24 protein-coding genes and 2 pseudogenes are annotated in these 25,399 nt (G+C 73.5%); 14 read left to right on the top strand and 12 right to left on the bottom strand.

Features of this window, described 5'->3' with window-relative positions; genetic code table 11:
- Positions 1–8: 8 nt before the first annotated feature.
- On the top strand, positions 9–566 hold the full coding sequence (gene tsaE / locus K7G61_RS17870; protein ID WP_374204155.1) for a tRNA (adenosine(37)-N6)-threonylcarbamoyltransferase complex ATPase subunit type 1 TsaE: 558 nt from the start codon (positions 9–11) through the stop codon (positions 564–566).
- A 91-nt stretch (positions 567–657) separates the two neighbouring features.
- Here the strand turns inward: tsaE and K7G61_RS17865 are convergent, their stop codons facing one another.
- Positions 658–909 carry a hypothetical protein gene (locus K7G61_RS17865; protein ID WP_225847864.1) on the bottom strand — a complete coding sequence of 84 codons (252 nt, stop codon included), beginning with the start codon at positions 907–909 and terminating at the stop codon, positions 658–660.
- Positions 910–1,054: 145 nt separating this feature from the next.
- Positions 1,055–1,630 carry a hypothetical protein gene (locus tag K7G61_RS17860; RefSeq protein WP_225847863.1) on the bottom strand — a complete coding sequence of 192 codons (576 nt, stop codon included), beginning with the start codon at positions 1,628–1,630 and terminating at the stop codon, positions 1,055–1,057.
- 172 nt (positions 1,631–1,802) lie between these two features.
- Here K7G61_RS17860 and tsaB point away from each other — a divergent pair, with 172 nt between their 5' ends.
- From tsaB to K7G61_RS17835, 5 genes and pseudogenes are all read left to right on the top strand, one after another.
- Positions 1,803–2,468, top strand: a complete 666-nt coding sequence (gene tsaB, locus K7G61_RS17855) for a tRNA (adenosine(37)-N6)-threonylcarbamoyltransferase complex dimerization subunit type 1 TsaB (protein WP_225847862.1) — start codon at positions 1,803–1,805, stop codon at positions 2,466–2,468.
- 71 nt (positions 2,469–2,539) lie between these two features.
- Positions 2,540–3,022: pseudogene (gene rimI / locus K7G61_RS17850) on the top strand (ribosomal protein S18-alanine N-acetyltransferase); the annotation flags it as partial.
- A gap of 178 nt (positions 3,023–3,200) precedes the next feature.
- The gene (gene tsaD, locus K7G61_RS17845; RefSeq protein WP_225847861.1) at positions 3,201–4,397 is read left to right on the top strand and encodes a tRNA (adenosine(37)-N6)-threonylcarbamoyltransferase complex transferase subunit TsaD; all 1,197 of its coding nucleotides are present in this window, start codon (positions 3,201–3,203) and stop codon (positions 4,395–4,397) included.
- Entirely contained in the window at positions 4,394–4,666 is a 273-nt protein-coding gene (locus K7G61_RS17840) for a hypothetical protein (protein ID WP_225847860.1), read from the top strand. The genes tsaD and K7G61_RS17840 overlap by 4 nt, the downstream gene beginning before the upstream one ends.
- Positions 4,667–4,765: 99 nt before the next feature.
- Positions 4,766–5,647 (top strand): polysaccharide deacetylase family protein, encoded by an 882-nt coding sequence (locus tag K7G61_RS17835; protein WP_225847859.1) that lies wholly within the window; start codon positions 4,766–4,768, stop codon positions 5,645–5,647.
- A 54-nt stretch (positions 5,648–5,701) separates the two neighbouring features.
- On the opposite strand, the gene K7G61_RS17830 is transcribed toward K7G61_RS17835, so the two are convergent.
- A complete protein-coding gene (locus tag K7G61_RS17830) occupies positions 5,702–6,877 on the bottom strand; it encodes a class I SAM-dependent methyltransferase (RefSeq protein ID WP_225847858.1) in 1,176 nt (391 codons plus the stop codon).
- 256 nt (positions 6,878–7,133) lie between these two features.
- Between K7G61_RS17830 and groES the strand changes: the two genes are divergently transcribed.
- Together groES and groL are read left to right on the top strand one after the other, a co-directional pair.
- Complete coding sequence (gene groES, locus K7G61_RS17825) at positions 7,134–7,442, top strand: co-chaperone GroES (RefSeq protein ID WP_225847857.1); 309 nt, start codon at positions 7,134–7,136, stop codon at positions 7,440–7,442.
- Positions 7,443–7,571: 129 nt separating this feature from the next.
- Positions 7,572–9,194, top strand: a complete 1,623-nt coding sequence (gene groL, locus K7G61_RS17820; RefSeq protein ID WP_225847856.1) for a chaperonin GroEL — start codon at positions 7,572–7,574, stop codon at positions 9,192–9,194.
- Positions 9,195–9,322: 128 nt separating this feature from the next.
- Here the strand turns inward: groL and K7G61_RS17815 are convergent, their stop codons facing one another.
- The 4 genes from K7G61_RS17815 to K7G61_RS17800 form a co-directional block, all read right to left on the bottom strand.
- Positions 9,323–10,102, bottom strand: coding sequence for an SDR family oxidoreductase (locus K7G61_RS17815; protein WP_225847855.1), 780 nt, complete (start codon positions 10,100–10,102; stop codon positions 9,323–9,325).
- A 44-nt stretch (positions 10,103–10,146) separates the two neighbouring features.
- Positions 10,147–10,860, bottom strand: a complete 714-nt coding sequence (locus tag K7G61_RS17810; RefSeq protein WP_225847854.1) for an MOSC domain-containing protein — start codon at positions 10,858–10,860, stop codon at positions 10,147–10,149.
- A gap of 2 nt (positions 10,861–10,862) precedes the next feature.
- On the bottom strand, positions 10,863–11,642 hold the full coding sequence (locus K7G61_RS17805) for a GNAT family N-acetyltransferase (RefSeq protein WP_225847853.1): 780 nt from the start codon (positions 11,640–11,642) through the stop codon (positions 10,863–10,865).
- Between the two features lie 120 nt (positions 11,643–11,762).
- Positions 11,763–12,932: an aminotransferase class V-fold PLP-dependent enzyme gene (locus K7G61_RS17800; protein ID WP_225847852.1), complete on the bottom strand. Its 1,170-nt coding sequence runs from the start codon at positions 12,930–12,932 to the stop codon at positions 11,763–11,765.
- A gap of 83 nt (positions 12,933–13,015) precedes the next feature.
- On the opposite strand from K7G61_RS17800, the gene K7G61_RS17795 reads away from it, so the two are divergent.
- Positions 13,016–13,930, top strand: a complete 915-nt coding sequence (locus tag K7G61_RS17795) for a LysR family transcriptional regulator (RefSeq protein ID WP_225847851.1) — start codon at positions 13,016–13,018, stop codon at positions 13,928–13,930.
- A gap of 429 nt (positions 13,931–14,359) precedes the next feature.
- Here K7G61_RS17795 and K7G61_RS17790 read toward each other — a convergent pair.
- A pseudogene (locus K7G61_RS17790) lies at positions 14,360–14,641 on the bottom strand (WhiB family transcriptional regulator); the annotation flags it as partial.
- A gap of 499 nt (positions 14,642–15,140) precedes the next feature.
- Between K7G61_RS17790 and K7G61_RS17785 the strand changes: the two are divergent.
- The 3 genes from K7G61_RS17785 to guaB all read left to right on the top strand — a co-directional run bounded on the left by K7G61_RS17785 (position 15,141) and on the right by guaB (position 18,354).
- The gene (locus K7G61_RS17785; RefSeq protein ID WP_003948568.1) at positions 15,141–15,752 is read left to right on the top strand and encodes a response regulator transcription factor; all 612 of its coding nucleotides are present in this window, start codon (positions 15,141–15,143) and stop codon (positions 15,750–15,752) included.
- A gap of 259 nt (positions 15,753–16,011) precedes the next feature.
- A complete protein-coding gene (locus tag K7G61_RS17780; protein WP_225847850.1) occupies positions 16,012–16,617 on the top strand; it encodes a sigma-70 family RNA polymerase sigma factor in 606 nt (201 codons plus the stop codon).
- Between the two features lie 237 nt (positions 16,618–16,854).
- On the top strand, positions 16,855–18,354 hold the full coding sequence (guaB, locus tag K7G61_RS17775; RefSeq protein ID WP_225847849.1) for an IMP dehydrogenase: 1,500 nt from the start codon (positions 16,855–16,857) through the stop codon (positions 18,352–18,354).
- 64 nt (positions 18,355–18,418) lie between these two features.
- On the opposite strand, the gene K7G61_RS17770 is transcribed toward guaB, so the two are convergent.
- Positions 18,419–18,583: a hypothetical protein gene (locus tag K7G61_RS17770; protein WP_225847848.1), complete on the bottom strand. Its 165-nt coding sequence runs from the start codon at positions 18,581–18,583 to the stop codon at positions 18,419–18,421.
- A 152-nt stretch (positions 18,584–18,735) separates the two neighbouring features.
- A complete protein-coding gene (locus K7G61_RS17765) occupies positions 18,736–19,779 on the bottom strand; it encodes a glycosyltransferase family 2 protein (protein ID WP_225847973.1) in 1,044 nt (347 codons plus the stop codon).
- A gap of 399 nt (positions 19,780–20,178) precedes the next feature.
- On the opposite strand from K7G61_RS17765, the gene K7G61_RS17760 reads away from it, so the two are divergent.
- Positions 20,179–21,303 (top strand): GuaB3 family IMP dehydrogenase-related protein, encoded by a 1,125-nt coding sequence (locus tag K7G61_RS17760; RefSeq protein WP_225847847.1) that lies wholly within the window; start codon positions 20,179–20,181, stop codon positions 21,301–21,303.
- Positions 21,304–21,390: 87 nt separating this feature from the next.
- On the opposite strand, the gene K7G61_RS17755 is transcribed toward K7G61_RS17760, so the two are convergent.
- Together K7G61_RS17755 and K7G61_RS17750 are read right to left on the bottom strand one after the other, a co-directional pair.
- Complete coding sequence (locus K7G61_RS17755) at positions 21,391–22,005, bottom strand: hypothetical protein (RefSeq protein WP_225847846.1); 615 nt, start codon at positions 22,003–22,005, stop codon at positions 21,391–21,393.
- Positions 22,006–22,146: 141 nt separating this feature from the next.
- Positions 22,147–23,439 (bottom strand): nucleotide sugar dehydrogenase, encoded by a 1,293-nt coding sequence (locus K7G61_RS17750; protein WP_225847972.1) that lies wholly within the window; start codon positions 23,437–23,439, stop codon positions 22,147–22,149.
- Between the two features lie 253 nt (positions 23,440–23,692).
- Between K7G61_RS17750 and K7G61_RS17745 the strand changes: the two genes are divergently transcribed.
- On the top strand, positions 23,693–25,399 hold the full coding sequence (locus K7G61_RS17745) for a glycerol-3-phosphate dehydrogenase/oxidase (protein ID WP_225847845.1): 1,707 nt from the start codon (positions 23,693–23,695) through the stop codon (positions 25,397–25,399).

The following is a 25,399-nucleotide window of genomic DNA, read 5'->3' as shown; positions in this document are numbered from 1 at the left end:
CAGCAATCATGGGCACACCGCACGACCAGTACCCGGCGGGTACGGAACAGGACGACGCCCCGGCGGTCACGATCACCGTCGGGACCGCCGAGCGCATGCGCGAACTGGGCCGCAGGCTGGCGTCCCTGCTCGCCCCCGGTGACCTGGTCCTGCTCAGCGGCGACCTGGGCGCCGGCAAGACCACGCTGACCCGCGGCCTCGGTGAGGGGCTGGGGGTGCGCGGAGCCGTCACCTCGCCGACCTTCGTCATAGCGCGGGTCCACCCCTCGCTGACCGGCGGCCCCGCCCTGGTCCACGTCGACGCCTACCGCCTCGGCGGCGGCCTGGACGAGATGGAGGACCTGGACCTGGACGTCTCGCTGCCGGAGTCCGTGGTGGTCGTGGAGTGGGGCGAGGGCAAGGTCGAGGACCTGTCCGAGGCGCGGCTGCAGGTGGTGATCGGGCGCGAGCCGGGCGGCCCCGACGACGGGGGCGGCGTCACCGGTCCTGACGGGCCGCGGGAGGTCACGGTCACCGGCATCGGCCCGCGCTGGGCCGCGGAGAACCTGGACGTCCTGCGGGGCTGACCGCCCCGCGCCTTGCGTAAGGACCGGTTACGGGTCCGTGCGGGTCCGGACCGTTACGGGTCCGGGCGGGTCGTGCCGGCCCGCCCGCGCCTCAGGCCGCGTCGCGGTCCGGGTCCGGGACGGGGGCGCGCACCGGGGTGCGAGAGGCCGGGGCCTGCCCCGGCCGGTCCTCGTCGGCGGACGGCGAGGAGACGGACGGCGAGGCCGACGGCCGGGTGGACGGCCGCGCGGGCGGTGGGGTCGACACGGTACGGGCGGCGGCGCACGCGGCGAGCACGGCGTCGACCGACGGCGTGCCGGGCGGCCGCGGGTCCCGCGGGTCATGGGCCGAGGTGGCCGGCATGCGCGCCTCCCTGAAACTGGCGAAGTGAGGCAACCCTGACCAAAGGGTTCGTCTCCAAGCACACCATGGGGAACCGCCGGTCCGCAATATCTTCCCGACAGGCTGTCGGCTCATTCGACCGAACGGGTGAATCACCACCGCAACCTCACCGCACGACCACCACGGCCGCCCCGATCGGCGCGCGCTGCCACAGCGCGGCCGCGTCCGCCCGGCTCTCCCGGACCGCCCCGCTGCGCATCGCCGGGTCGCGGGCCGCCATGGAGCCGTCGGCGGCAGCGCTGAAACCGATGTTCAGCCCGTCGGTCTCGGCGAAGAGCACGACGTGCTCGACCTTCACGCCGTCGCCGCCCCGACCGCCCTGGCGGCGGGCGAACACCTTGTGGGGCCCTACCGACGGCGGCAGGCCGCCGCCGACCACGGCGAAGCTGCGGACCACCTCGCCGTGCCCGCCGACCAGCCACACCCGGCCGCCGGACAGGCTGTAGACCACCCGCTCCCCGGTCCCGGAACCGGCCGGCAGCCGGGTCGTGCCGTGACCGGTCGCGGGACCCGCGCCGCGCCCGGCGCCCAGCCCGGCCGCTCCCGCCCCTGCCGTCCCTCCTGCCGTTCCGGCCGGAGCGGTGCCCGCCGAATCGGCGGCCTGCACGGTCAGCAGCCCGACCGTGCCGAGGGCTGCCGCGAGCAGCCCGGTGACCAGCGTGCGGGACGAGATCGTTACCACGCGGCACCTCCGTACGTCCGAAAGCGTCGGCGGGAGCTCGCGCGTACACGCGAACCACCCTCGGGTGAATCGCCGGACTTGATGGGGATTGTCGGTATCCGGTCCGGCTCGACGGTAACAGCCGCGGCGCCCTCCGCCCCGCCCGCGCGGGCGCGCGCCGTAGGCTGGTGCCGTGCTCCTGCTTGCCTTCGACACCGCCACACCCGCCGTCACCGCCGCCCTGCACGACGGGGAAAAGGTGCTCGCCGAATCCACCACGGTGGACGCGCGCCGGCACGGAGAGCTGCTCGTCCCCGCCGTCGAGCGGGTGACGGCCACCGCCGGCCGCGGCCTGGACGAGGTCACCGGCGTCGTGGTCGGCGTCGGCCCGGGCCCGTACACCGGGCTGCGGGTCGGGCTGGTCACGGCGGCCGCGTTCGGCGACAGCCTCGGCATCCCCGTCCACGGCGTGTGCACCCTCGACGGGCTGGCGTGGGCGGCGGGCGAGGCCGGCCTCGACGGCCCGTTCGTGGTCGCCACCGACGCCCGCCGCAAGGAGGTCTACTGGGCGCGGTACGACGGCCCCGGCCGCCGTGTCACCGAGCCCGCCGTGGACCGCCCCGCCGACATCGCCGACGCCGTGCGCGGCCTGCCCGCGGTGGGCGCGGGAGCCGCTCTCTACCCCGACGTGTTCACCGGCCACCGGCCCGACCCCGCCCACCAGTCGGCGGGCGCGCTCGCGGCCCTGGCGGCGCACCGGCTCGCCGCCGGCGAGCCCTTCGAGCCCCCGCTCCCGCTCTACCTGCGCCGCCCCGACGCGCAGGTCCCCGCCGGCTACAAGGCGGTCCTGCCCACGTGACCGCACCGGACAGGCCGGCCGGGCCGGACGGCCGGGGCGGGCCGCACACCGGCGGGGTGGCGCTTCGGGCCATGCGCTGGTGGGACCTGGACGCCGTGATCGCCCTGGAGCAGGAGCTGTTCCCCGAGGACGCCTGGTCGCGCGGCATGTTCTGGTCCGAACTCGCCGACGCGCGGCACCCGGGGGGCACCCGCACGTATGTCGTCGCCGAGGACGGCGGCGGCCGGATCGTCGGGTACGCCGGGCTCGCCGCGGTCGCCGGGACCGGCGACGTGCAGACCATCGCCACCGCTCGCGACCACTGGGGCACGGGCCTGGGTTCGGCACTGCTGACCGCGCTGCTGCGCGCCGCCACCGCCGCCGAGTGCCACGAGGTGCTCCTGGAGGTCCGGGTCGACAACGAGCGCGCCCAGCGCCTCTACCGGCGGTTCGGCTTCGAACCCATCGGCATCCGCCGCGGCTACTACCAGCCCGGCAACGTGGACGCCCTGGTCATGCGGCTCGCCGACCCGGCGCCGGGCGCGGCCGCCCCCGCGGCGGTACGCGACGGCACCGGCGGCGCCGGCGGCACCGAGGCCACCGGCGGCGCTCCGGCCGTGGACGCGGGCGCGGCCCATGGCACGACGGCGGCAGCGGCGGACGCATCGGCGGCACCGGCACCGGCCCCGGACGAGCACGCGCCGGACGCAGACGAAGACGCAGAAGCAGCGGACGTACAGGAAACCGAGATCCATGGCTGACGAACCCCTTGTGCTGGGCATCGAGACCTCGTGCGACGAGACCGGGGTCGGGGTCGTACGCGGCCGCACCCTGCTGGCCGACGCCATCGCGTCCAGCGTGGACGAGCACGCCCGCTACGGCGGCGTGGTGCCCGAGGTGGCCAGCCGCGCCCACCTGGAGGCGATGGTCCCCACCATCAGGCGCGCGCTGGACCAGGCGGGCGTGAGCGCCCGCGACCTGGACGGCATCGCGGTGACCGCCGGTCCCGGGCTGGCCGGGGCGCTGCTGGTCGGCGTGTCGGCGGCCAAGGCGTACGCCTTCGCGCTCGGCAAGCCGCTCTACGGCGTCAACCACCTCGCCTCCCACATCTGCGTCGACCAGCTCGAACACGGCGCGCTGCCCGAGCCGACGATGGCGCTGCTCGTCTCCGGCGGCCACTCCTCGCTGCTGCTGGCCCCGGACATCACCAGCGACGTGCGCCCGCTCGGCTCGACGATCGACGACGCGGCGGGCGAGGCCTTCGACAAGGTGGCCCGCGTCCTCGGCCTCGGGTTCCCCGGCGGCCCGGTCATCGACCGGTACGCGCGCGAGGGCGACGCGGCCGCCATCGCGTTCCCGCGCGGCCTGACCGGCGGACGCGACCCGCTGTACGACTTCTCCTTCTCCGGCCTGAAGACCGCCGTGGCCCGCTGGGTCGAGGGCCGCCGCCGCGAGGGCCGCGAGGTGCCGGTCGCCGACGTGGCCGCCTCCTTCCAGGAGGCCGTGGTGGACGTGCTGACCCGCAAGGCGATCAGGGCGTGCAAGGACAACGGCGTCGACCACCTGATGATCGGCGGGGGAGTGGCCGCCAACTCCCGGCTGCGCGCGCTGGCCCTGGAGCGCTGCGAGGACGCGGGCATCCGGCTGCGGGTGCCGCGACCCGGCCTGTGCACGGACAATGGAGCCATGGTCGCCGCCCTCGGGGCCGAGATGGTGGCCCGTGGCCGCCCCGCCTCCACCTTCGACCTGCCCGCCGACTCCTCGCTGCCGCTGACCGAGGTGTCGGTCCCGGGCCACACGCACCCTGCCCCGCGGGAGCGGGCCCAGGAACGGGCGGGGGAGACCGGCGGACAGGCCCGGGCCCACGTCCACGGTCAGGCCCACGGCCACGACCACGGCCACGACCACGACCACGACCACGAGCTGAGCAAGGACAACCTGTACGGATGACCGTCACCCTGATGTGGGAGGCCGCCGCCGCCGAGGGCCGCGGCCCCGAACTCCTGGACTGGGCCAGGGCGCAGGCCCCCGCCCTGCCCGGGACGCCCCGCCGCCGGGAGTTCCTCACCGCGCCGGGCGACCGGGTGCTGGTCATCACCTGGTGGGACGCACCCTATGACGCCGAGCTGCCCGAACTGCCCGACCCCGACCCCGTGCTGGTCCGCCGCGAGATCCACCGCTGGCGGTTCATGTCGGTGTCCGTGGAACCCAGGGCCTGAATCCCGCATCAGCCAGGGTGGGCGCGCGGCCGGGACCACCACCCCCGGGCGCGCACCCGCGACCGCGGTTACCCCGGCTCCGAAACAGGGCACCCCTCCATGCGTCTGAAAGCGGTTCTCCCGCTCCTGGCCGCCATAGGCCTGGTCCTCGTCTCCGGCGTGCTGTCCGGATGTTCGAGCGTCTCCTCCTCCAATTCCCCGGCCCACACGGGCCCGCCGGCGGGCGCGACCAGGACGACGGGCGGGTCCGGCGGGGGCGGCCGGAAGAACGGCGACCCGGAGCCGGGCCCGGCCGCCCGCGCCGCCGCGTTCCGCAAGTGGGGCATCCCCGTCCTCGCGCTCCCGCCCGCCCCGCCGGCGGTGAAGCCGGTACGGACCGGCGGCCCGGTCGTCCCGGTGGTCAGCCGCGTCCCCACCGACAAGAAGATCGTCTTCGTGACCTTCGACGACGGCGCCGAGAAGGACCCGGCCTTCGTCCGGATGATGCGGGACCTGCGGGTGCCGTTCACGATGTTCCTGACCGACGACATCATCAAGAGCGACTACGGCTACTTCCGCCCGCTGCAGCGGCTCGGCAACTCCATCGAGGACCACACCCTCAGCCACCCCGACCTGCCGCTGAAGTCCCTGGCCGCGCAGAAGCACGAGATCTGCGCCCAGCAGGGCAAGCTCGCCAAGGAGTACGGGGTGCGGCCCGGCCTGTTCCGGCCGCCGTACGGCGCCTACAACACGGCCACCCGCGAGGCCGTGAAGTCCTGCGGCGGCCTGCGGGCGATCATCCTGTGGCGGGAGTCGATGCAGATAAAGCGGGTCACCTTCCAGGACCCGGGCAAGCGTTTCCACCCCGGCGACATCATCCTGGCCCACTTCCGCGGCCCCGCGCAGCTCAAGGGCGAGTCGATGACCAAAATGACCGCGAACCTGCTGAAGGAGATCGCCGCCCAGGGCTTCACGGTCGCCAACCTGGAGGACTACGTCTGACCGCGCCCGTACGGTCCACCGGACGTACGGCCCACCGGACCCGCCCCGCCGGCGTCAGCGGCCGTCCAGCGGCTGCCCGATGAGCATCGAGGGCGTCCCGGCCACCCGGGTCAGGAAGACCGTGGCCCGGTTCGGGCCCCGCGGCGCGACCCGGCGCCGCACCTCCTCCGGTTCCACGGCCGAGCCGCGCTTCTTCACGGTGAGCACGCCCACCCCGCGCTCGCGCAGCAGCGCCTTGAGCCGCTTGAGGTTGAACGGCAGCGCGTCGGTGATCTCGTACGCCGTCGCGTACGGGGTCGGGCGCGGCTCGTCGGCCGTCACGTAGGCGATGGTCGCGTCGAGCAGCCCGCCGCCCACGCCGGCCGCGACCGCCGCGACCAGGTGGGCGCGCACCACGGCGCCGTCCGGCTCGTACAGGAACCGCCCCACCGGCCGCACCTCGGGCGGCGGCAGCGGCTCGGCCGCCGACAGGGCGGCCCCGGAAGGCAGCAGGGTCGCGCGGACGGTGCCGGGCGCCGTACCGAACCACAGCGCCGCCTCCTTCACGTCCCCGCGGTCCGAGACCCACTCGGCCTCCGCTTCCGCCGGGACGGCCTCGTGCGGGATGCCGGGCGCCACCTTCAGCGCCGCGTAAGGGACGCCGCGGGCGGCGCCCACCGCCCACGACAACGGCGGGGAGTACGCCTCCGGGTCGAACGTCCGGCCCCGGCCGGTGCGGCGCGCGGGATCGGCGAACAGCGCGTCGTACCCGCGCGTCGGCACCCGCGTCACGTCCTCGCACCGCACCTCGATCGCGTCCTGCAGACCCAGCGCCCGCGCGTTGGCCCGCGCCACCTCGCACGTCAGCGGGTCGCGGTCGACGGCCACCACCTCGATGCCGGCCCGCGCGAACGCCAGCGCGTCGCCGCCGATGCCGCTGCAGAGGTCCACCACCCGGCCCACCCCGAGCGCCCGCAGCCGCCCGGCCCGGTGCTCGGCCACGACACGCCGGGTCGCCTGCTCCACCCCCGACGGGGTGAAGTACATCAGCTCCGCGTCGGCCCCGAACTTCGCCGCGGCCCGCCGCCTGAGCCGCGCCTGGCTCATCGCGGCGGACACCAGCCCGGCCTCGTACGTCCTCCTCAGGCGCGTGACCGCCGCGAGTTCGTCCTCCGGCCCCACGTCCCGCACGGCCTCCAGCACGCTCCGGCCCGCCGGCCCGAGCAGGGCGGCGAACTCTTCTCCGTTCACGTGCCCATTGTCCACGGGGGCTGACGCGGCCGGGCCGAGGGGAGCGCGGGGGCCGCTGTCGTCCGCATGGGTGCACGTCTGGCACTCCGCTTGACCGAGTGCTAAGAGCGTCCTAGTCTCGGGTCTGGCACTCGACAGCGTTGAGTGCCAGTAAGCAGACAGCGACGGGCAGGTCCGGCACCCGCGACGACGGGCCTACCAGGTCGCCGACCCTGACAGACACTCCCGTGAGCCCTTTGAAGGGGGAGGTCGGATCGTGACGACCGCCAGCACCAAGGTTGCCATCAAGCCGCTTGAGGACCGCATCGTGGTCCAGCCGCTCGACGCCGAGCAGACCACGGCCTCCGGCCTGGTCATCCCGGACACCGCCAAGGAGAAGCCCCAGGAGGGCGTAGTCCTGGCCGTGGGCCCGGGCCGCATCGAGGACGGCAAGCGCGTGGAGCTCGACGTGGCCGTGGGCGACGTCGTCCTCTACAGCAAGTACGGCGGCACCGAGGTCAAGTACAACAACGAGGAGTACCTCGTTCTCTCGGCCCGCGACGTTCTCGCGATCGTCGAGAAGTAGGCCCAGGCCCCACCGCCGCAGCCGTGATCCCGCCCCGGGTTGTCCGTGCCCTTGAGGCCGGGCCCGGGGCGGTTTCCTTGACGTTCTCTGCCGCCCCGCACTGACGAGTAGACGAGGTAGTTCCAGGCAATGGCCAAGATCCTGAAATTCGACGAGGACGCCCGTCGCGCCCTTGAGCGCGGCGTCAACAAGCTCGCCGACACCGTGAAGGTGACCATCGGCCCCAAGGGCCGCAACGTCGTCATCGACAAGAAGTTCGGCGCCCCGACCATCACCAACGACGGCGTGACGATCGCCCGCGAGGTGGAGATCGAGGACCCGTACGAGAACCTGGGCGCGCAGCTCGTCAAGGAGGTGGCGACCAAGACCAACGACATCGCGGGTGACGGCACCACCACCGCCACCGTGCTGGCCCAGGCCCTGGTCCGCGAGGGCCTGCGCAACGTGGCCGCCGGCGCCTCCCCCGCCGCCCTGAAGAAGGGCATCGACGCCGCCGTCAAGGCCGTCTCCGAGGACCTGCTGACCACCGCCCGCGCGATCGAGGGCAAGGAGGACATCGCCGCCGTCGCCGCCCTGTCCGCGCAGGACAAGCAGGTCGGCGAGCTGATCGCCGAGGCGATGGACAAGGTCGGCAAGGACGGCGTCATCACCGTCGAGGAGTCCAACACCTTCGGTCTCGAACTGGACTTCACCGAGGGCATGGCCTTCGACAAGGGCTACCTGTCGCCGTACTTCGTGACCGACCAGGAGCGGATGGAGGCCGTCCTCGACGACCCGTACATCCTCATCCACCAGGGCAAGATCTCCTCGATCCAGGACCTGCTGCCGCTGCTGGAGAAGGTCATCCAGGCCGGCGGCTCCAAGCCGCTGCTGATCATCGCCGAGGACGTCGAGGGCGAGGCGCTGTCCACCCTGGTCGTCAACAAGATCCGCGGCACCTTCAACGCGGTCGCGGTCAAGGCGCCGGGCTTCGGCGACCGCCGCAAGGCCATGCTGGGCGACATCGCCACCCTGACCGGCGGCACCGTCATCGCCGAGGAGGTGGGCCTGAAGCTGGACAGCGCGGGCCTGGACCTGCTGGGCAGCGCCCGCCGGGTGACCGTCACCAAGGACGACACCACCATCGTCGACGGCGCCGGCGACAAGGCGGAGATCGAGGGGCGGGTCGGCCAGATCAAGGCCGAGATCGCCACCACCGACTCCGACTGGGACCGCGAGAAGCTCCAGGAGCGGCTGGCCAAGCTGGCCGGCGGCGTGTGCGTCATCAAGGTCGGCGCGGCCACCGAGGTCGAGCTGAAGGAGAAGAAGCACCGCCTGGAGGACGCGATCTCCGCGACCCGCGCGGCCGTCGAGGAGGGCATCGTCTCCGGCGGTGGCTCGGCGCTGGTCCACGCGGTCAAGGTGCTGGAGGGCAACCTCGGCAAGACCGGCGACGAGGCGACCGGTGTCGCGGTCGTCCGCCGCGCCGCCGTCGAGCCGCTGCGCTGGATCGCCGAGAACGCCGGCCTGGAGGGCTACGTCATCACCTCCAAGGTCGCCGAGCTGGACAAGGGCCACGGCTTCAACGCGGCCACCGGCGAGTACGTCGACCTGGTCAAGGCGGGCGTCATCGACCCGGTCAAGGTCACCCGTTCCGCCCTGGAGAACGCCGCGTCCATCGCCTCCCTCCTCCTGACGACCGAGACCCTGGTCGTCGAGAAGAAGGAGGAGGAGCCGGCCGAGGCCGCCGCCGGGCACGGCCACTCCCACTGACCCCTCGGGTCCGGCCCCCCGGGTCCGGACCGGCCGGGTGAGGCCCGGGGTCCGCGCGACACGCGCGGACCCCGGGCCTCGGGCGTTTCCGGGCTCGGATGTTTCCTTGCCTCGGATGTTTCCGGTCCTCAGGTGTTCTTCGGGTCGTAGCGGCGCCCCGCCCGCGTGGAGGTGGCGCCGAACAGCGCGGCGGGAGTGTGGCGGGCCAGGGCCGCCGCGACCTTGTAGCGCGGGTCGGGAACGCTGACCGTCCTGCCGCGGGCGAGGTCGCGCAGCGCGGCGGCGACCACCTTGTCGGCGTCGAGCCAGGCCCAGGACGGGACGTTGGACGCCTTCATCCCCGCGCGGTCGTGGAACTCGGTACGGACGAAGCCCGGGCACAGGGCGAGGAAGCGGACGCCCGAGCCGGCGAGCTCGTACGCCACGCCCTGGGTGAACTGCACGACCCACGCCTTGCTCGCACCGTACGTGCCGCGCGGGACGAAGGCGGCGACCGAGGCGACGTTGATCACCGAGCCGCGGCCCCGCGCCCGCATGCTCTCCGCCGCGGCCGCGGTGAGCCGCAGCACCGCCTCGCAGTGCACCTTGAGCATCCGCAGCTCGTCGGCGACGGGGGCCTGCAGGAATGTCCCCTTGTTGCCGAAGCCGGCGTTGTTGACCAGCACGTCGACCGGGCCGTCCGTACGCCTGAGCCGGTCCTCGACCGCCGCGATGCCCTCGTCCTCGGCGAGGTCGGCGGGCAGCGCCTCGACCCGGATCCCATGGCGCGCCTCCAGCGAGGCGGCGAAGTCCGCCAGCCGCTTCCCGTCGCGCGCGACCAGGACGAGATCGTGGCCGTCGGCCGCCAGCCGCCGGGCGAACGCGGCACCGATCCCGGCGCTGGCCCCTGTCACCAGTGAAGTGGTCATCCCCACACCCTAGGCAGCCGCGGCGATGCGCGCCCGGAGGCGGCCTACGCGCCGTCCCCGGCGCCCTTGGCGCCCCCGGTGCCCTTGGCGAGGCGGCGCCGGATCGCGTCCCTGTCCGGGGCCGGCAGCGCCTCGACGTCCACCAGCAGCGGCAGCAGCTCCGGCTCCATGGTGAGGGCGCGGAAGGACAGCGCGACCGTCACCTGGTGCTCGGGCCGGGACAGCACGGTGATCGTGTCGCCCGAGCCGATCTCGCCGGGCTCCACCACCCGCAGGTACGGTCCCGGGCGCGCGGCCCGCGTGAACGTACGGATCCAGCCGCGCTCGTCCAGCCAGCCGGCGAAGGTCGCGCACGGGATGCGCGGGCAGGACACCTCCAGCACCACCTCCGGGCCGATCCGCCACCGCTCGCCGATCAGCGCGGAATTGACGTCGATACCGGTGGTGGTGAGGTTCTCCCCGAACGAACCGTTGGCGAAGACCCGGCCCAACTCCCTTTCCCAGACGTCGAGGTCCTCCCGGGCGTAGGCGTACACCGCCTGGTCGTCGCCGCCGTGGTTCTTGATGTCGTAGACCCGGTCACCCTCCAGAGCGACCGCGCCGGTGCCCTTCGGGCCGGGTGCGGCGACCCGCACCGGACCCGGCACCGGCCGCTTGTCGATGCCCGTGGCGTCCAGGCGCTTCCACGGGTTGGGGCGCGGCCGGCCGACGTTGACGCTGGTCACGAAGGACAGGGACGGCGTGGGCGGTGCGGACATGGTCACCCCTGGGTGAGGTAGGGCGTCGTTACGGACAGGGAGGCGAAGCCGAGGCGTTGCAGGATGGGGCGGCTCTGGTCGGAGGCGTCCACCTGGAGGTAGCGGACGCCGAGGTCCGCGGCGATACGGGTGCGGTGGGCGACCAGCGCGCGGTAGATCCCGCGGCCGCGCCACGCCTCCAGGGTGCCGCCGCCCCACAGGCTCGCGAAGTCCGTGCCCGGGTTCAATTCCATCCGGGCACCGCACACCGGCTCGTCGCCGGCCATCGCGAGGGTCAGCACCACCTCGCCGGGGGCCTCGGCGAGCTGCGCCAGGACGCGCTCGCGCAGGCGGGCGGCGCTCGTGCCGAAGACCTGCTCGTGGACGCGGGCGAGCAGGTCGACGCCCCGCTCGTCGGTGACCGGCTCCAGCCGCACCCCGGCGGGCAGCCGTACCTCGGTCGGGAGCGCGGCGACCTCCGCGACCATCAGCGTCTCGGGCGGCTCGGGCACGAACCCGGCCGCGCGCAGCCGTTCACCGAGGTCCGCGGGCCGGTCGTGGGAGTACAGCTTCCACTCGAACTCCCGCCCTTTCCCCTCGGGCGACGCCAGCCACCGCAGTTGCTCCGCGATCGCCTCGTCGGCGCCCGCCTCGTCCAGGTCGGACCACACCACCCCGCTCCACGACGCCGTGTCCGGCCCGCTCACCCGCACCACCCGCCCGACGCGCACCCCGCCCGCGGCATCCCGCCGCATCTGCGCGTCGAACGTCTCCAGTATTTCTGCTTCTCGCTTCGCGTCCATCGGGGCATTCCAGCACCCCCGTCGCCCGCCGACCACGCAATTTCCCGCCGCGGCGCGGCACATTCGAGGCTCCACGGGTCCACGGGTCCACGGGTCCACGGTCCGCGGTCCGCGGGCGGCTCAGGCGAGGGCGTTCAGGGCCCGGTCGACGTCGGCGGGCGAATTGTGGAGGTGCGGCGAGAACCGGAGCGAGCCCGCCCGCAGGGAGAAGCCGATGCCCGCGCGGGTGAGCCGGTCGGGCGCGGACGAGGGGTAGGCGGTGGCGCAGACGATCGCCGAGGGGCCCGGGACGGGCGCGTAGCCCAAGGACGCGAGCCCCGTGCGCAGGCGGTCCGCCAGGGCGAGGTCGTGCGCCCGGACCGCCTCGACGGTGAGTTCCTCGATCAGGCTCAGCGAGGCCGCCGCGCCGACGAAGGGCAGGTAGGCCGGGCGCGCGTCGAACCGCCTGGCTCCCGGGGCGAGCCGCTCGATCGGCCCGTAGCAGGACCGCCAGGGGTCCTCGCCCGCGTACCACCCGGCGAACCCGGTGGCCAGCGTCCCCTCCGCCTCCTCCCGCACCGTCAGGAAGCACGCCCCGTGCGGGCTGAGCAGCCACTTGTAGGCGTGGCAGACCACGTAGTCGTAGTCGCCGGCCCGCAGCGGCAGCCACCCCACCGCCTGGGTGGCGTCGACCAGCACCCGCGCCCCGTGCGCGGCCGCGGCCTCGCGGATCGCGGCCAGGTCGGCGACCCGCCCGTCCGCCGACTGCGCCGCGCTGACCGCGACCAGCGCCGTACGCCCCCGTACCGCCTCGGCGACCCGGTCCAGCGGCACGATCCGCAGGTCCAGCCCGCCCCGGCCGGCGAAGGGGTGCACCAGGGAGCTGAAGTCGCCCTCCGGCACCACCACCTCGGCTCCCCGCGGGAGCGCCGCCGCGATCAGCCCCACGCTCTCGGCCACCGTCGAGGCCAGCGCCACGCGCTCCACGGGCACCCCGGTGATCCGGGCGTACGAGGCCCTGCTCGCGGCGACCGCCTCCTCATAGGTGTCCACGTCCGGCCGTCCCGCCGCCATGGCGTCCAGCGCCTGCCGCAGGGCCGCGACCGTACGGGCCGGGGCGAGTCCCAGCGCCGCCGTGTTGAGGTAGCCGGCGGGCACGTCCGGGTACTCCGCCGCCTGGACCGCCGCGAAGGAGGGCGCCTGCGCCGTCCCCGCCGTCGCCGCTGCCGCCGTCCCCGCTGCTGCTGCTGCTGCCGCCGCTGCCGCCGTCTCCGTCGCCGTCTGCGTTTCCGTCCGCGCTTCCATCTCCATGACCTCAAGCCTGAGCCGCCCTGACCTCAAAGTCCATTGCGGATATTTGTCGGGTACCCCTAAGAATCGCTTATGGTTGGACCATGTTCGAAGCTCGTCACCTCCGGGTGCTGCGCGCGGTGGCGCGCACCGGATCGTTCTCCGCCGCCGCCCGCGAACTGGGCTTCACCCAGCCCGCCGTCAGCCAGCAGATGAAGGCGCTGGAAAGCGCCGCGGGCACCCCGCTGCTGGTCCGCGGCGCCCGGGAGATGCGGCTGACGCAAGCCGGCGAGGCGCTGGTCAGGCACGCGGCGGGCATCCTGGCCGGGCTGACGGCCGCGGAGGAGGAGGTGGCGGCGATCGCGGGCCTGCGGGCGGGGCGGGTGCGGCTGACGTCGTTCCCCTCGGGCAGTTCCACGATCGTCCCCGACGCGGTCGCCGACATGCGCGCGCACCACCCGGGGACCAAGGTCTCGCTGGTCGAGGCGGAGCCGCCGCGCTCGGTGGAGATGCTGCGGGCCGGCGACTGCGACATCACGCTCGCCTTCCGCTACGTGGACCTGCCCACGCCCGGCGAGGAGTCGTGGGACGACCTGGTGGTGCGGCCGCTGCTGACCGACCGGCTGGTCGGCCTGGTGCCCGACGGGCACCCGCTGGCCGGGCGCGAGGGCGGTGCGGTGATCGGCGAACTCGCGGGCGAGCAGTGGATCGCCGGCTGCCCGCGCTGCCGCCGCCACCTGGTCGAGCTGTGCGAACGCGCCGGGTTCACGCCCCGCATCGACTTCGCCACCGACGACTATCCGGCCGTGGTCGGCCTGGTCGCGGCGGGCCTGGGGGTGGCGGTGCTGCCGGAACTCGCCCTGGAGGCGGTGCGGGCCAGAGGCGTCGGGGTGGTGGAGCTGCTGCCGGCCGTCGAGCGCGAGGTGGTCGCCCTCACGCTGCCCGATCTCGCGCACGTCCCGGCGGTGGACATGATGCTGGCCAGGCTGGCGCGGGCGGCGCTGCGGCAGGGGAAATGAGGCCGAGGGGGGAGGGGTTGGCGGCAGAATCGATTCTTCGACGACGACGGCCGCGGGTGCCGGTCAACGGCGTGCGTGCTGGTGCTCCTGCGCGTGCTCGTGCGGGTGCTCGTGCCCGTGGTCGCGTGCCCGGTCGTACGGGCGGTCGTACGGGCGGTCGTGCGCCCGGTCGTGCCCGTGGTCGTGCGTGTGCCCGTGGTCGTGCCCGTGGTCGTGCGTGTGCTCGTGCACGCGGTCGTGCGGGTGGTCGCGGACGTGCTCGCGCCGCGGATCGTGGTCGTCGTCCGGCTCGAAGTCGAAATCCGGGCCGAAATCCGCATCGAAATCGGGGTCGAAATCCGGGTCGTGCTCGTGCGCGCGGTGGCGCATGCGCGGGTGGTGCGCGTCGTGCCCGGCCTCCTCGTGGTCCGCGTCGTGCGCCTCCGTGCCGCGGTGGCGCGAGCGGCCCATCATGGCCTCCCGCTCGTCCTCGGTCAGCCCGCCCCACACGCCGTACGGCTCCCGCACCGCCAGGGCGTGGGTGGCGCACTCGGCCCGTACCGGGCAGCGCATGCACACCTCCTTCGCGGCGGCCTCCCGCGCGCTGCGGGCGGCCCCGCGCTCGCCCTCCGGGTGGAAGAACAACGAGCTGTCGACGCCGCGGCAGGCGGCCACGAGCTGCCAGTCCCACAGGTCCGCGTTGGGGCCGGGAAGGCGGGAGAAGTCTGCCATTGCTGATCCCCTCGGAGGGTGCGGGATGGTCGGAGGCTTCGACCTCTCGACCGTACATCTACTGTCGTAGTAGATGTAAATATGACTCATCGCCAATCTAGCGGCGATTAGCCCGCACACCAGAAAAGAGCGGCCAAACAGGCAGACATCTTCCAACTCCGGCATAAACCCCCGGTCTCGGCGCTCAACGGGCGCCGCACCGCGTGCGTTCGCCGCTCCACGCGCCCCCCGCGAACTCCCGAAACCACCCGCGTCACCCGGCTGCCACGCGCGCTGACCTGCGGCGTGAGTGATCAGTACGCGCATGATCACGTAGAGTGCCGATCGCGCCGCCCCAATCCCGTAACTCTTTCGGGTGAGGGTCGTTGAGTGAGGCGGAAGCGGTCGGCGGAACGTCCGATTCGGGCGCCTGCCCGAGCCGTCGGCCCCACCGGTGAAGATTCGTACTTCGTACAGCCTGGAGGCACAACGTGACGCGGTTCTGCTGCGGAGGGCGGCCATGACATCCGTCCTCGTCTGCGACGACTCCCCGCTCGCCCGAGAGGCCCTGCGCAGGGCGGTGGCGACCGTGCCCGGCGTCGAGCGCGTAACCACCGCGGCCAACGGCGAGGAGGTCCTCCGCCGCTGGGGGGCCGACCGCTCGGACCTCATCCTGATGGACGTCCGGATGCCCGGCCTGGGCGGCGTGGAGACGGTACGGCGGCTGCTGTCCGCCGACCCCGGCGCCCGCATCATCATGCTCACCGTGGCCGAGGACCTCGACGGGGTCGCGCTCGCCGTCGCGGCCGGCGCCCGGGGCTACCTGCACAAGGACGCCTCGCGGGCCGAGTTGCGGGCCACCGTGACGCAGGCGCTGGCCGACCCCACCTGGCGGCTCGCCCCCCGCCGGCTGCGCTCGGCCGAGATGGGCGCCGCGCCCACCCTCACCGCCCGGGAGATCCAGGTGCTGGAGGGCATGAGCCACGGGCGGTCCAACGCGGAGATCGGCCGCGAGTTGTTCCTGTCGGAGGACACCGTCAAGACGCACGCCAGGCGGCTGTTCAAGAAGCTCGGCGCCTCCGACCGGGCGCACGCGGTGGCGCTCGGCTTCCGCTGGGGCCTGGTCCGCTGACCCGGGTTCCGGACCCGTGCGGTCCGGTGCGCGGGCCGCGCCGCGCGGTGCGGAGCACGGTGCGCGGCGCGGTGATGTCGGCGGGGAGTCCTCGGTTTCCCGGGGGAGGACGCATGCTTGAGGTATGGACTTCCTCGGGGATCGGCGGGGGCCTCATATGGCGGAGATGACAGCGACGGCCACGGCCGCTCATAACGCTTCGGTGCAGAAGTCCGACCGCGATGCGGCGGAACGTCCGGCGGCGAGGCACCATGGGTGGATGCGCGACGACGACACCCCGGCCATTGGTGCGCTCGTTCGCCGCGCGGTGGACGGCGACCCGCGGGCCACGCACGAACTGCTCGCGCATGTCCATCCGCTCGCCGAGAGGTACTGCCGGACCAAGTTGTCCCGGCTGCCCGGTGACGCGCGGCACTTCGTCGACGACCTCGCCCAGGAGGTCTGCCTCGCGGTGCTGTGCGCCCTGCCGCGCTACCGGGACCTGGGGCGGCCGTTCGAGGCGTTCGTCGTCTCCATCGCCGCCCACAAGGTCGCCGACCTCCAGCGCGCCGCCATGCGCGGCCCCGGTTCCACCGCGGTCCCGTCCGACGAGATGCCCGAGACGCCGGACGACTCGCTGGGTCCCGAGGAGCGGGCGCTGCTCAACAGCGACGCGGCCTGGGCCAAGAAGCTGCTCGACCGGCTGCCCGGGCACCTGCGCGAACTCGTGCTGCTGCGGGTCGCCGTCGGGCTGAGCGCCGAGGAGACCGGCCGGGTGCTCGGGATGTCGCCGGGGGCGGTGCGGGTCGCCCAGCACCGCGCGCTCAGCCGGCTGCGGGCGATCGCCGAGGAGAGCGCGGCGGACACCCGCGGCCTGACGGCGTAGACGCGCGGGCCGTCCGCGCCGTGCGTTCGCGCCTTGCGGCCGTACGTACAGCCCGTGCGTGCGGCCCCGCGCCCGCGCTTTGCGGCCGTACGTACAGCCGTGCGTGCGGCTCCGCGCACGCGGTCGGGAACGGCCTCCGCCCGCGTGCGGCCTTGCCCACAGTGATCGGTCCGGGGAATAGCGGCTCAGCCACTACCATTGAACAACTCACCGGGCAAGACCATTCGGGAAGGTGTCATGTCGCTGAACGCCGACGGAGTAGCCGAGAAGTTCGCCACACTCGGGCTGACCTACGACGATGTGCTGCTGCTGCCCGGTGCGTCGGAGGTCCTGCCGAACCAGGTCGACACCTCCTCGCTGGTCTCGCGCAACGTGCGGGTGAACATCCCGCTGCTGTCCGCGGCCATGGACAAGGTCACCGAGGCCCGCATGGCGATCGCGATGGCCCGGCAGGGCGGCGTGGGCGTCCTGCACCGCAACCTGTCGATCGAGGACCAGGTGGCCCAGGTCGACCTGGTCAAGCGTTCCGAGTCCGGCATGGTCACCGACCCGATCACGGTCCGCCCGGAGGCCACGCTCGGCGAGGCCGACGCGCTGTGCGCGCGGTTCCGGATCAGCGGAGTGCCGGTCACCGACGCGAACGGGCGGCTGCTGGGCATCGTCACCAACCGCGACATGGCCTTCGAGAACGACCGGTCCCGCCAGGTCCGCGAGGTCATGACCCCGATGCCGCTGGTCACCGGCAAGGTCGGCATCTCCGGCACGGACGCGATGGAGCTGCTGCGCCGCCACAAGATCGAGAAGCTGCCGCTGGTCGACGACGAGGGCCGGCTCAAGGGCCTGATCACCGTCAAGGACTTCGTGAAGGCGGAGCAGTACCCGCGGGCGGCCAAGGACAAGGACGGCCGGCTGGTGGTCGGCGCCGCGGTGGGCGCCAGCCCCGAGGCGCTGGACCGGGCCCAGGCTCTGGTCGGCGCGGGCGTCGACTTCCTGGTCGTGGACACCTCGCACGGCCACAACAGCAACGCGCTGAACTGGATGGCCAAGATCAAGTCGAACGTCCCGGTGGACGTCATCGGCGGCAACATCGCCACCCGGGACGGCGCCCAGGCGCTGATCGACGCGGGCGTGGACGGCGTCAAGGTCGGCGTCGGCCCCGGCTCCATCTGCACCACCCGCGTGGTGGCCGGCATCGGCGTCCCGCAGGTCACCGCGATCTACGAGGCCGCGCAGGCCTGCCGCGACGCGGGCGTCCCGGTGATCGGCGACGGCGGCCTGCAGTACTCCGGCGACATCGGCAAGGCGCTGGCGGCCGGCGCGAGCACGGTGATGCTGGGCAGCCTGCTGGCCGGCTGCGAGGAGTCCCCGGGCGAGCTGCTGTTCATCAACGGCAAGCAGTTCAAGTCGTACCGCGGCATGGGCTCGCTCGGCGCGATGCAGTCCCGCGGGCAGGGCCGCTCGTACTCCAAGGACCGGTACTTCCAGGCAGAGGTCGCCAGCGACGACAAGCTCGTGCCCGAGGGCGTCGAGGGGCAGGTGCCCTACCGCGGCCCGCTGTCCGCCGTCCTGCACCAGCTCGTCGGCGGCCTGCGCCAGACCATGGGGTACGTGGGCGCGGCGACCATCGCCGAGATGGAGACCAAGGGCCGCTTCGTGCGGATCACCGCGGCCGGGCTCAAGGAGTCGCACCCCCACGACATCCAGCTGACGGTCGAGGCGCCCAACTACCACGGCTGACCAGGGTCGAACGACGAAGCGGGCCGGCGAGGACGCCGGCCCGCTTCGTCGTGACCGACCGGTCTCAGCGGGTCCGGCGGCGCGGCGCCAGCTTGACCAGGGCCAGGCCCGCGGTGACCAGGGTGGTGGCGGCCACGAACAGCGCCACGCTGTGCATCCACACGCCGGTGGCGGCGAGCGTGGCACCCGCCGTTCCCGTGGTGCCGGCGCCGACGACTCTTCCGTACATACGTCTCCTCCTGTGCTGCTGCTGCGGTCGTGGTGGGTGGTGCGGTGCGTGGGGGGAGATCGAAGGGGCCACGGTGCCGGGCGGGCCGGGCGGCCGGGCCGGTCAGGTGGCCGGGGCGGGGCAGGTGGCGGGCCGGTCGGGTGGCGGGCTGGTCAGGTCGCCACCCACTTCTCCTCGCTGCGCCGGAGCAGTCCCCACAGCGAGACGAAGTACACGGCGTGCTGGAAGAGGTCGTAGAGCATCTCGGGCACCATCAGCAGGGCCACGGCGACCGCGCGCGGGCCGGCCCTGCGTACCGAGACGACCTTCTCCACCATGAAGATCAGCCCGATCGCGGTCCAGAACGGCGACAGCCCCGGCCAGCCGAAGGTGAGCAGGGTGAGCGTCATGAAGGCCAGGTACACCAGGAAGCTCAGCGCGCCGAAGCCCATCATGAACTGCTGCACGAAGTAACGCGCCGTCACCTTGGTCCAGCCGTAGTCCCGCAGGTTCTCCAGGGCGCCGCGCTGCCAGCGCATCCGCTGGTGCCACAGCTTGCCGAGGCTCGGCATCACCTCGGTCGTCACCGCGCAGCCCGCGGGCGACATCGTGCGGTAGCCGAGCGTCTTGACCGCCTTGGTGATCTCGTCGTCCTCGGTGAGGGAGGCCAGGCTGTAGTACTCGCTGCCGCCGCCGATCCGGCCCGCCCGGCGCGCGGCGCGGACCTCCCGCAGCACCCGCGCGCGGAACATCGTCCCCGTACCGGTGAGCACCGACGCCTTGCCGCCGCGCCGCTCGATCTCCCAGGCGTAGCGGTGGAACTCCATCCGCTGCAGCAGGCCCAGCAGCCCGCCGCCCTCCTCGCCGTAGAAGACGCCGCCCACCGCGCCGACCTTGCGGTTGAAGGTGCCCGCGGCCGTCTCGGCGAACCAGGGGTTGAGCACGGTGTCGGCGTCCTGCACCAGCACAAGGTCGTGGTCGGCCAGGTGGGGCAGCGCCCAGGCGATGGCCTGGTTGAGGGCGCCGGCCTTCTTGTGGGTGTTGCCGTGCGTGGTGAAGACCTCGGCGCCGGCCTGCCGGGCGGTCAGCGCGGTGGCGTCGGTGCAGTTGTCGGCGACCACGACGACCAGGTCGGGGCGCCGGGTCTGCGCGTCGAGTCCCGCGATGGCCGCCGCTATCCGGTCCTGCTCGTTGTGCGCGGGGATCAGGGCGATCAGCCGGGGCCGGCCGCCGGTGAAGTCCTCGGCGGCGTGCGCGCGGCCCGTGGCGTGCCGGGGGCGCCGGTGGCTCGTACGGTACGGGGGCGCGGCTTCGCGCGGGCGCGTCCGCGCGGGTGCCGGGGAGCGCGATTCCGCCAGGTCGTGCACGTCAGCTCCGAATGTCCGGCCGGTCCTCCCCTGTGACCGTTGTCCATGAATCCTGCACGAGATCTCCACAAGCACACAAGATGATAAATGTGACGGCTTGATCACCCTATGAAGGGAAGGCTCCCCCATGTCCCCATCGGTGCCGAACCGCCTCCGCAGTCTCGGTATCACCCCTGGTGCGGAGGGTGATCTGCGACCGCCGGGTGCGGGATACTGGGGGCGCGAGGCCAGGAGAGAGAGGCGCGGGCTGTGACAGAGATCGAGATCGGGCGGGGCAAGCGGGGCCGCAGGGCGTATGCGTTCGACGACATCGCCGTGGTGCCGAGCCGGCGCACCCGGGACCCCAAAGAGGTCTCGATCGCGTGGCAGATCGACGCCTACCGGTTCGAGCTGCCGTTCCTGGCCGCTCCGATGGACTCGGTGGTGTCGCCGGAGACGGCGATCAGGATCGGCAACCTCGGCGGGCTCGGGGTGCTGAACCTGGAGGGCCTGTGGACCCGTTACGAGGACCCCGAGGCGCTGCTGGCGGAGATCGCCGAGCTGGACGACTCGCGGGCCACCAGCCGGCTGCAGGAGATCTACGCGGCGCCGATCCGCGAGGAGCTGATCGGGCAGCGCATCAAGGAGGTCCGGGAGGCGGGCGTGGTGACCGCGGCCGCGCTCTCCCCGCAGCGCACCGCGCAGTTCTCGAAGGCCGTGGTGGACGCCGGGGTGGACATCTTCGTCATCCGGGGCACGACCGTCTCCGCCGAGCACGTGAGCGGCTCGCACGAGCCGCTGAACCTCAAGCAGTTCATCTACGAGCTGGACGTGCCGGTGATCGTCGGCGGCTGCGCCACCTACACCGCGGCGCTGCACCTGATGCGGACGGGGGCGGCGGGCGTGCTCGTCGGCTTCGGCGGCGGCGCCGCGCACACCACCCGCAACGTCCTGGGCATCCAGGTGCCGATGGCCACCGCGGTCGCCGACGTGGCGGCGGCCCGCCGGGACTACATGGACGAGTCCGGCGGACGCTACGTGCACGTGATCGCCGACGGCGGGTTCGGCTCCAGCGGCGACCTGCCCAAGGCGATCGCCTGCGGCGCGGACGCCGTCATGATGGGCTCGCCGCTCGCCCGCGCCACGGACGCGCCCGGCCGGGGCTTCCACTGGGGCATGGAGGCGGTCAACCCCGAACTCCCGCGCGGCAAGCGGATGAACCTCGGCACGGCCGGCACCACCGAGGAGATCCTGCTCGGCCCCTCGCACGCCCCCGACGGCTCCATGAACCTCTTCGGCGCCCTGCGCCGCTCCATGGCCACCACCGGCTACTCCGACCTGAAGGAGTTCCAGCGCGTGGAGGTCACCGTCTCCCCGACCACGAACCACCGCTGACCGCCGCTCACAGCACCGGCGAGGGGCCCGTACCGCTGATCCGCCCGGATCAGCGGTACGGGCCCCTCGGCCGTCGTACGGGTGCGGTCAGCGGCTGCCGACGCTCTTGGAGACGCCGAAGCCGGCCAGGCAGGCGAACGCCAGGAACATGAAGCGCTTGACGCCGAAGTCCGCCTTCCAGGCGTCCCACAGGAGGCCGAAGTGATGGAAGAGGACGTTGCTGACGGAGACGCTGCCGCCGTGGGTGGAGGCGTAGTGGCTGATGATGAGGGCGCCGCCGAACAGCTCGCCGAAGATGACGGCGGCCAGCGCCGAGACGAGGCCGACGAAGGGAACGGCGGCGCTGCGGCCGCCGGCCTTGCCGATGGCCAGGCCCGCCAGGGCGCCGACACCGATGGCGATCAGCCGGAACTCGTAGAAGCTGCCGTCGTTCTTGGACATCGCCCGCAGAATGCCGCCGTAGACCGCGGTGAGCACCACGATGGAGCCGATGCCCGCCAGGATCGCCATGCCGGCGTCACTGCGGGCCGGGGCGGCGGGGGCGGGGGCCGGGTAGCCCATGCCGTTGAAGCCGCCCGGCGCCGGGGCGGGGTACTGGCCAGGAGCGGGCGGGGCGTACTGCTGCTGGCCGCCGTACGGGTTCTGGCCGCCGTACGGGTTCTGGCCGGCCGGAGGCTGGGGCGGCGGGTAGCTGGAGCTCATGAAGGGTCCCCCCGAAGACGGTGAACGGCGGTGCGAACAGTGCGCAGCGCGCCACGATGACGCCGAAATCTAGCAGGGGGCTACGACAATCGGACAAGTTGAATCGGGCGGTCGTTACAGGATCACCACGGCCCCGTCGCCTCACAGCCGCTCGGCGGCCCCCGCGGGAGTGGCCCCCCGGGTGTCCAGGAGCAGTTGGGCCTTGACCGCGAGACCTTGCAGGTCGTAGGTGCGGTGGTGCTGCAGGAGCAGCGTCAGGTCCGCGTCGGCCGCGGCCTCCCACAGCGAGTCGGCCCGCGGCACCGGGCGGTCCAGTACCCGCCACTGCGGCACGTAGGGGTCGTGGTAGCCCAGTTGCGCGCCCATGTCGATCAGCCGCGCGCCGATCTCCCGGGCGGGCGCGCCCTCCTGGTCGGCGAGGTCGGCCTTGTAGGTGACGCCGAGCAGCAGCACCCGCGCGCCGCGCAGCGACTTGCCGTGCTCGTTGAGCAGCGCGGCGGCGCGCTGGACGACGTAGCGCGGCATGCGGCCGTTGACCTCCTGGGCGAGTTCGACCATCCGCAGCGGGTGTCCTGGAGTACGGAACCGGGCCCGGGCGAAGGCGGGCGCCGCGTTGGGGTCGAGCGCCACGGCCGGCCCGCCGACACCGGGTCCGGGCCGGAACGCCTGGAAGCCGAACGGCTTGGTCTCGGCGCACCTGATCACGTCCCACAGGTCCACCCCGAGGTCGTGGCAGAAGACCGCCATCTCGTTGACGAAGGCGATGTTGACGTGCCGGTAGTTGGTCTCCAGCATCTTGACCGCCTCGGCCTCGCGCGGCCCGCGCGCCCGTACGATCCGCTCGGTGAAGCGGCCGTAGAAGGCGGCGGCGGCCTCGGTACAGGCGGGGGTGCAGCCGCCGACCACCTTGGGGATGCCGGCCAGGGGGAAGTCGCGGCTGCCGGGATCGAGGCGGCTGGGGGAGTACGCCAGGTGGAAGTCGCGGCCGGCCCGCAGCCCGCCGGACTCCAGCAGCGGGCGCAGGAAGTCCTCGGTGGTGCCGGGGTGGACCGCGGACTCCAGCACGACGGTGGTGTGCGGGCGCAGGTGCGCCGCCAGCGCCCGGGCCGCCCGGGTCAGCGCGGTCAGGTCCGGCGCGTGGTCCTCGCCGGGCGGGGTCGGCGCGCAGATCACCGCGGTCCTGACCCGGCCGAGCACGGCGGGCTCCGCGGTGGCCCGGAAGCCCCCGGCGAGCATCCGGCGCAGGTCGGCGGCCGGGGACCCGCCGGGGCCTTGCGGCGGCAGCGCGCCGGCCGGCGCCCGCCCCGCGTTGATCTCGGCGACCGCGGCCGGATCGGGGTCGTAGCCGATCACGCCGAGCCCGGCGGCCGTGGCCGCCTGCGCGAGGGGCAGGCCCTGGCGGCCGAGGCCGAGCACGGCGAGGTCTGCGGGCACGGGTCCAGCGGGCATGGTCCGTCCTCTCCCGGGCAGCGGACGGTGACCGCCCGGAAACAGGGCGGAGCGCGTCGGCCACTCCAATGGACTCACAAGCGACTCTAAAACAGGCTAACCAGACAAATCGGTGATATGACCATGCGGCGCGCCGATCGGGGTGGCCGCCGCCGCCGTGGGCGGTCACTATCGAAGGAGGGGACCCGGGGGTTCCCCGGGCCGTACCCCGACCGCTCAGGCAGGCACGGAGGGCAGGATGCGTACCACGACACTGGGCCCCGCCGAACGGGCCGAACACCTCGCCCGGATGGCGGAGCAGGAGCTGGACGTGCTGGTCGTCGGGGGCGGGGTGGTCGGCGCCGGCACCGCCCTGGACGCCGCGACCCGGGGGCTGAGCGTCGGCATCGTCGAGGCGCACGACTGGGCGTGCGGTACGTCCAGCCGGGCCAGCAAGCTCATCCACGGCGGGCTGCGCTACCTGGAGATGCTGGACTTCGCCCTGGTGCGCGAGGCCCTCAAGGAGCGCGGCCTGCTGCTGCAGCGGCTGGCCCCGCACCTGGTCAAACCGGTGCCGTTCCTCTACCCGCTCAAGCACCGCGGCTGGGAGCGGCTCTACGCGGGCTCCGGCGTCGCGCTCTACGACATCATGTCCGTCTCCTCCGGGCACGGCCGCGGGCTGCCGCTCAACCGCCACCTCACCCGCAAGCACGCCCTGCGGGTCGCCCCGGCGCTGCGCAAGGACGCCCTGGTCGGGGCGCTGCAGTACTACGACGCCCAGGTCGACGACGCCCGCTTCGTCGTCACCCTGGTGCGTACCGCCACCTCCTACGGGGCGTTCGCCGCCAACGGCGCCAAGGTCACCACCTTCCTGCGCGAGGGCGAGCGCGTGGTCGGCGCCCGCGTGCTGGACGTCGAATCCGGCGCGGAGCACGACATCAGGGCCCGCCAGGTGGTCAACGCCACCGGGGTGTGGACCGACGAGACGCAGGCGCTGATCGGCGAGCGCGGCCAGTTCCACGTGCGCGCGTCCAAGGGCGTCCACCTGGTGGTGCCCAGGGACCGCATCCACTCCACCACCGGGCTGATCCTGCGCACCGAGAAGAGCGTGCTGTTCGTGATCCCCTGGGGCCGGCACTGGCTGGTCGGCACCACCGACACCGACTGGAACCTGGACAAGGCGCACCCCGCCGCCTCCAGCGCCGACATCGACTACGTGCTCGAACACGTCAACTCGGTGCTGCACACCCCGCTGACCAGGGACGACGTGGAGGGCGTGTACGCGGGGCTGCGCCCGCTGCTGGCCGGCGAGTCCGACGCGACCAGCAAGCTGTCGCGCGAGCACACCGTGGCGCACCCCGTGCCGGGGCTGGTCGTGGTGGCCGGCGGCAAGTTCACCACCTACCGGGTGATGGCCAAGGACGCCGTCGACGAGGCCGTGCACGGCCTGGACCGCCGGGTCGCCGACTGCTGCACCGAGGAGGTGCCGCTGCTGGGCGCCGAGGGCTACCACGCGCTGTGGAACGCCCGGGCGCGCACCGCCATGCGTACCGGGATCCACGTCGCCCGGGTGGAGCACCTGCTCAACCGGTACGGCTCGGAGAGCGAGGAGATCCTGGACCTGATCGCCCGGGACCCGTCGCTGGGGGAGCCGCTGCCCGCCGCCGACGACTACCTGAAGGCCGAGATCGTCCACGCCGCCCGCGCCGAGGGCGCCCGGCACCTGGACGACGTGCTGGCCCGCCGTACGCGTATCTCGATCGAGACGTTCGACCGCGGCACCCGCACCGCCCGCGAGGCGGCCGAGCTCATGGCCCCCGTCCTGGGCTGGGACGACGCCCAGGTCGACAAGGAGGTCGCCTACTACGAGAAGCGGGTGGAGGCCGAGCGCGAGTCGCAGTTGCAGCCCGACGACCTGACCGCGGATGCCGCGCGGCTGGGCGCGCCAGATATCGTTCCGACGTAG

Source organism: Streptomyces sp. HPF1205 (genome assembly GCF_020400825.1).
Lineage (GTDB): Bacteria > Actinomycetota > Actinomycetes > Streptomycetales > Streptomycetaceae > Actinacidiphila.
The sequence above is the reverse complement of the archived record's forward strand: the minus strand, read 5'-3'. Positions and strand labels throughout refer to the sequence as shown.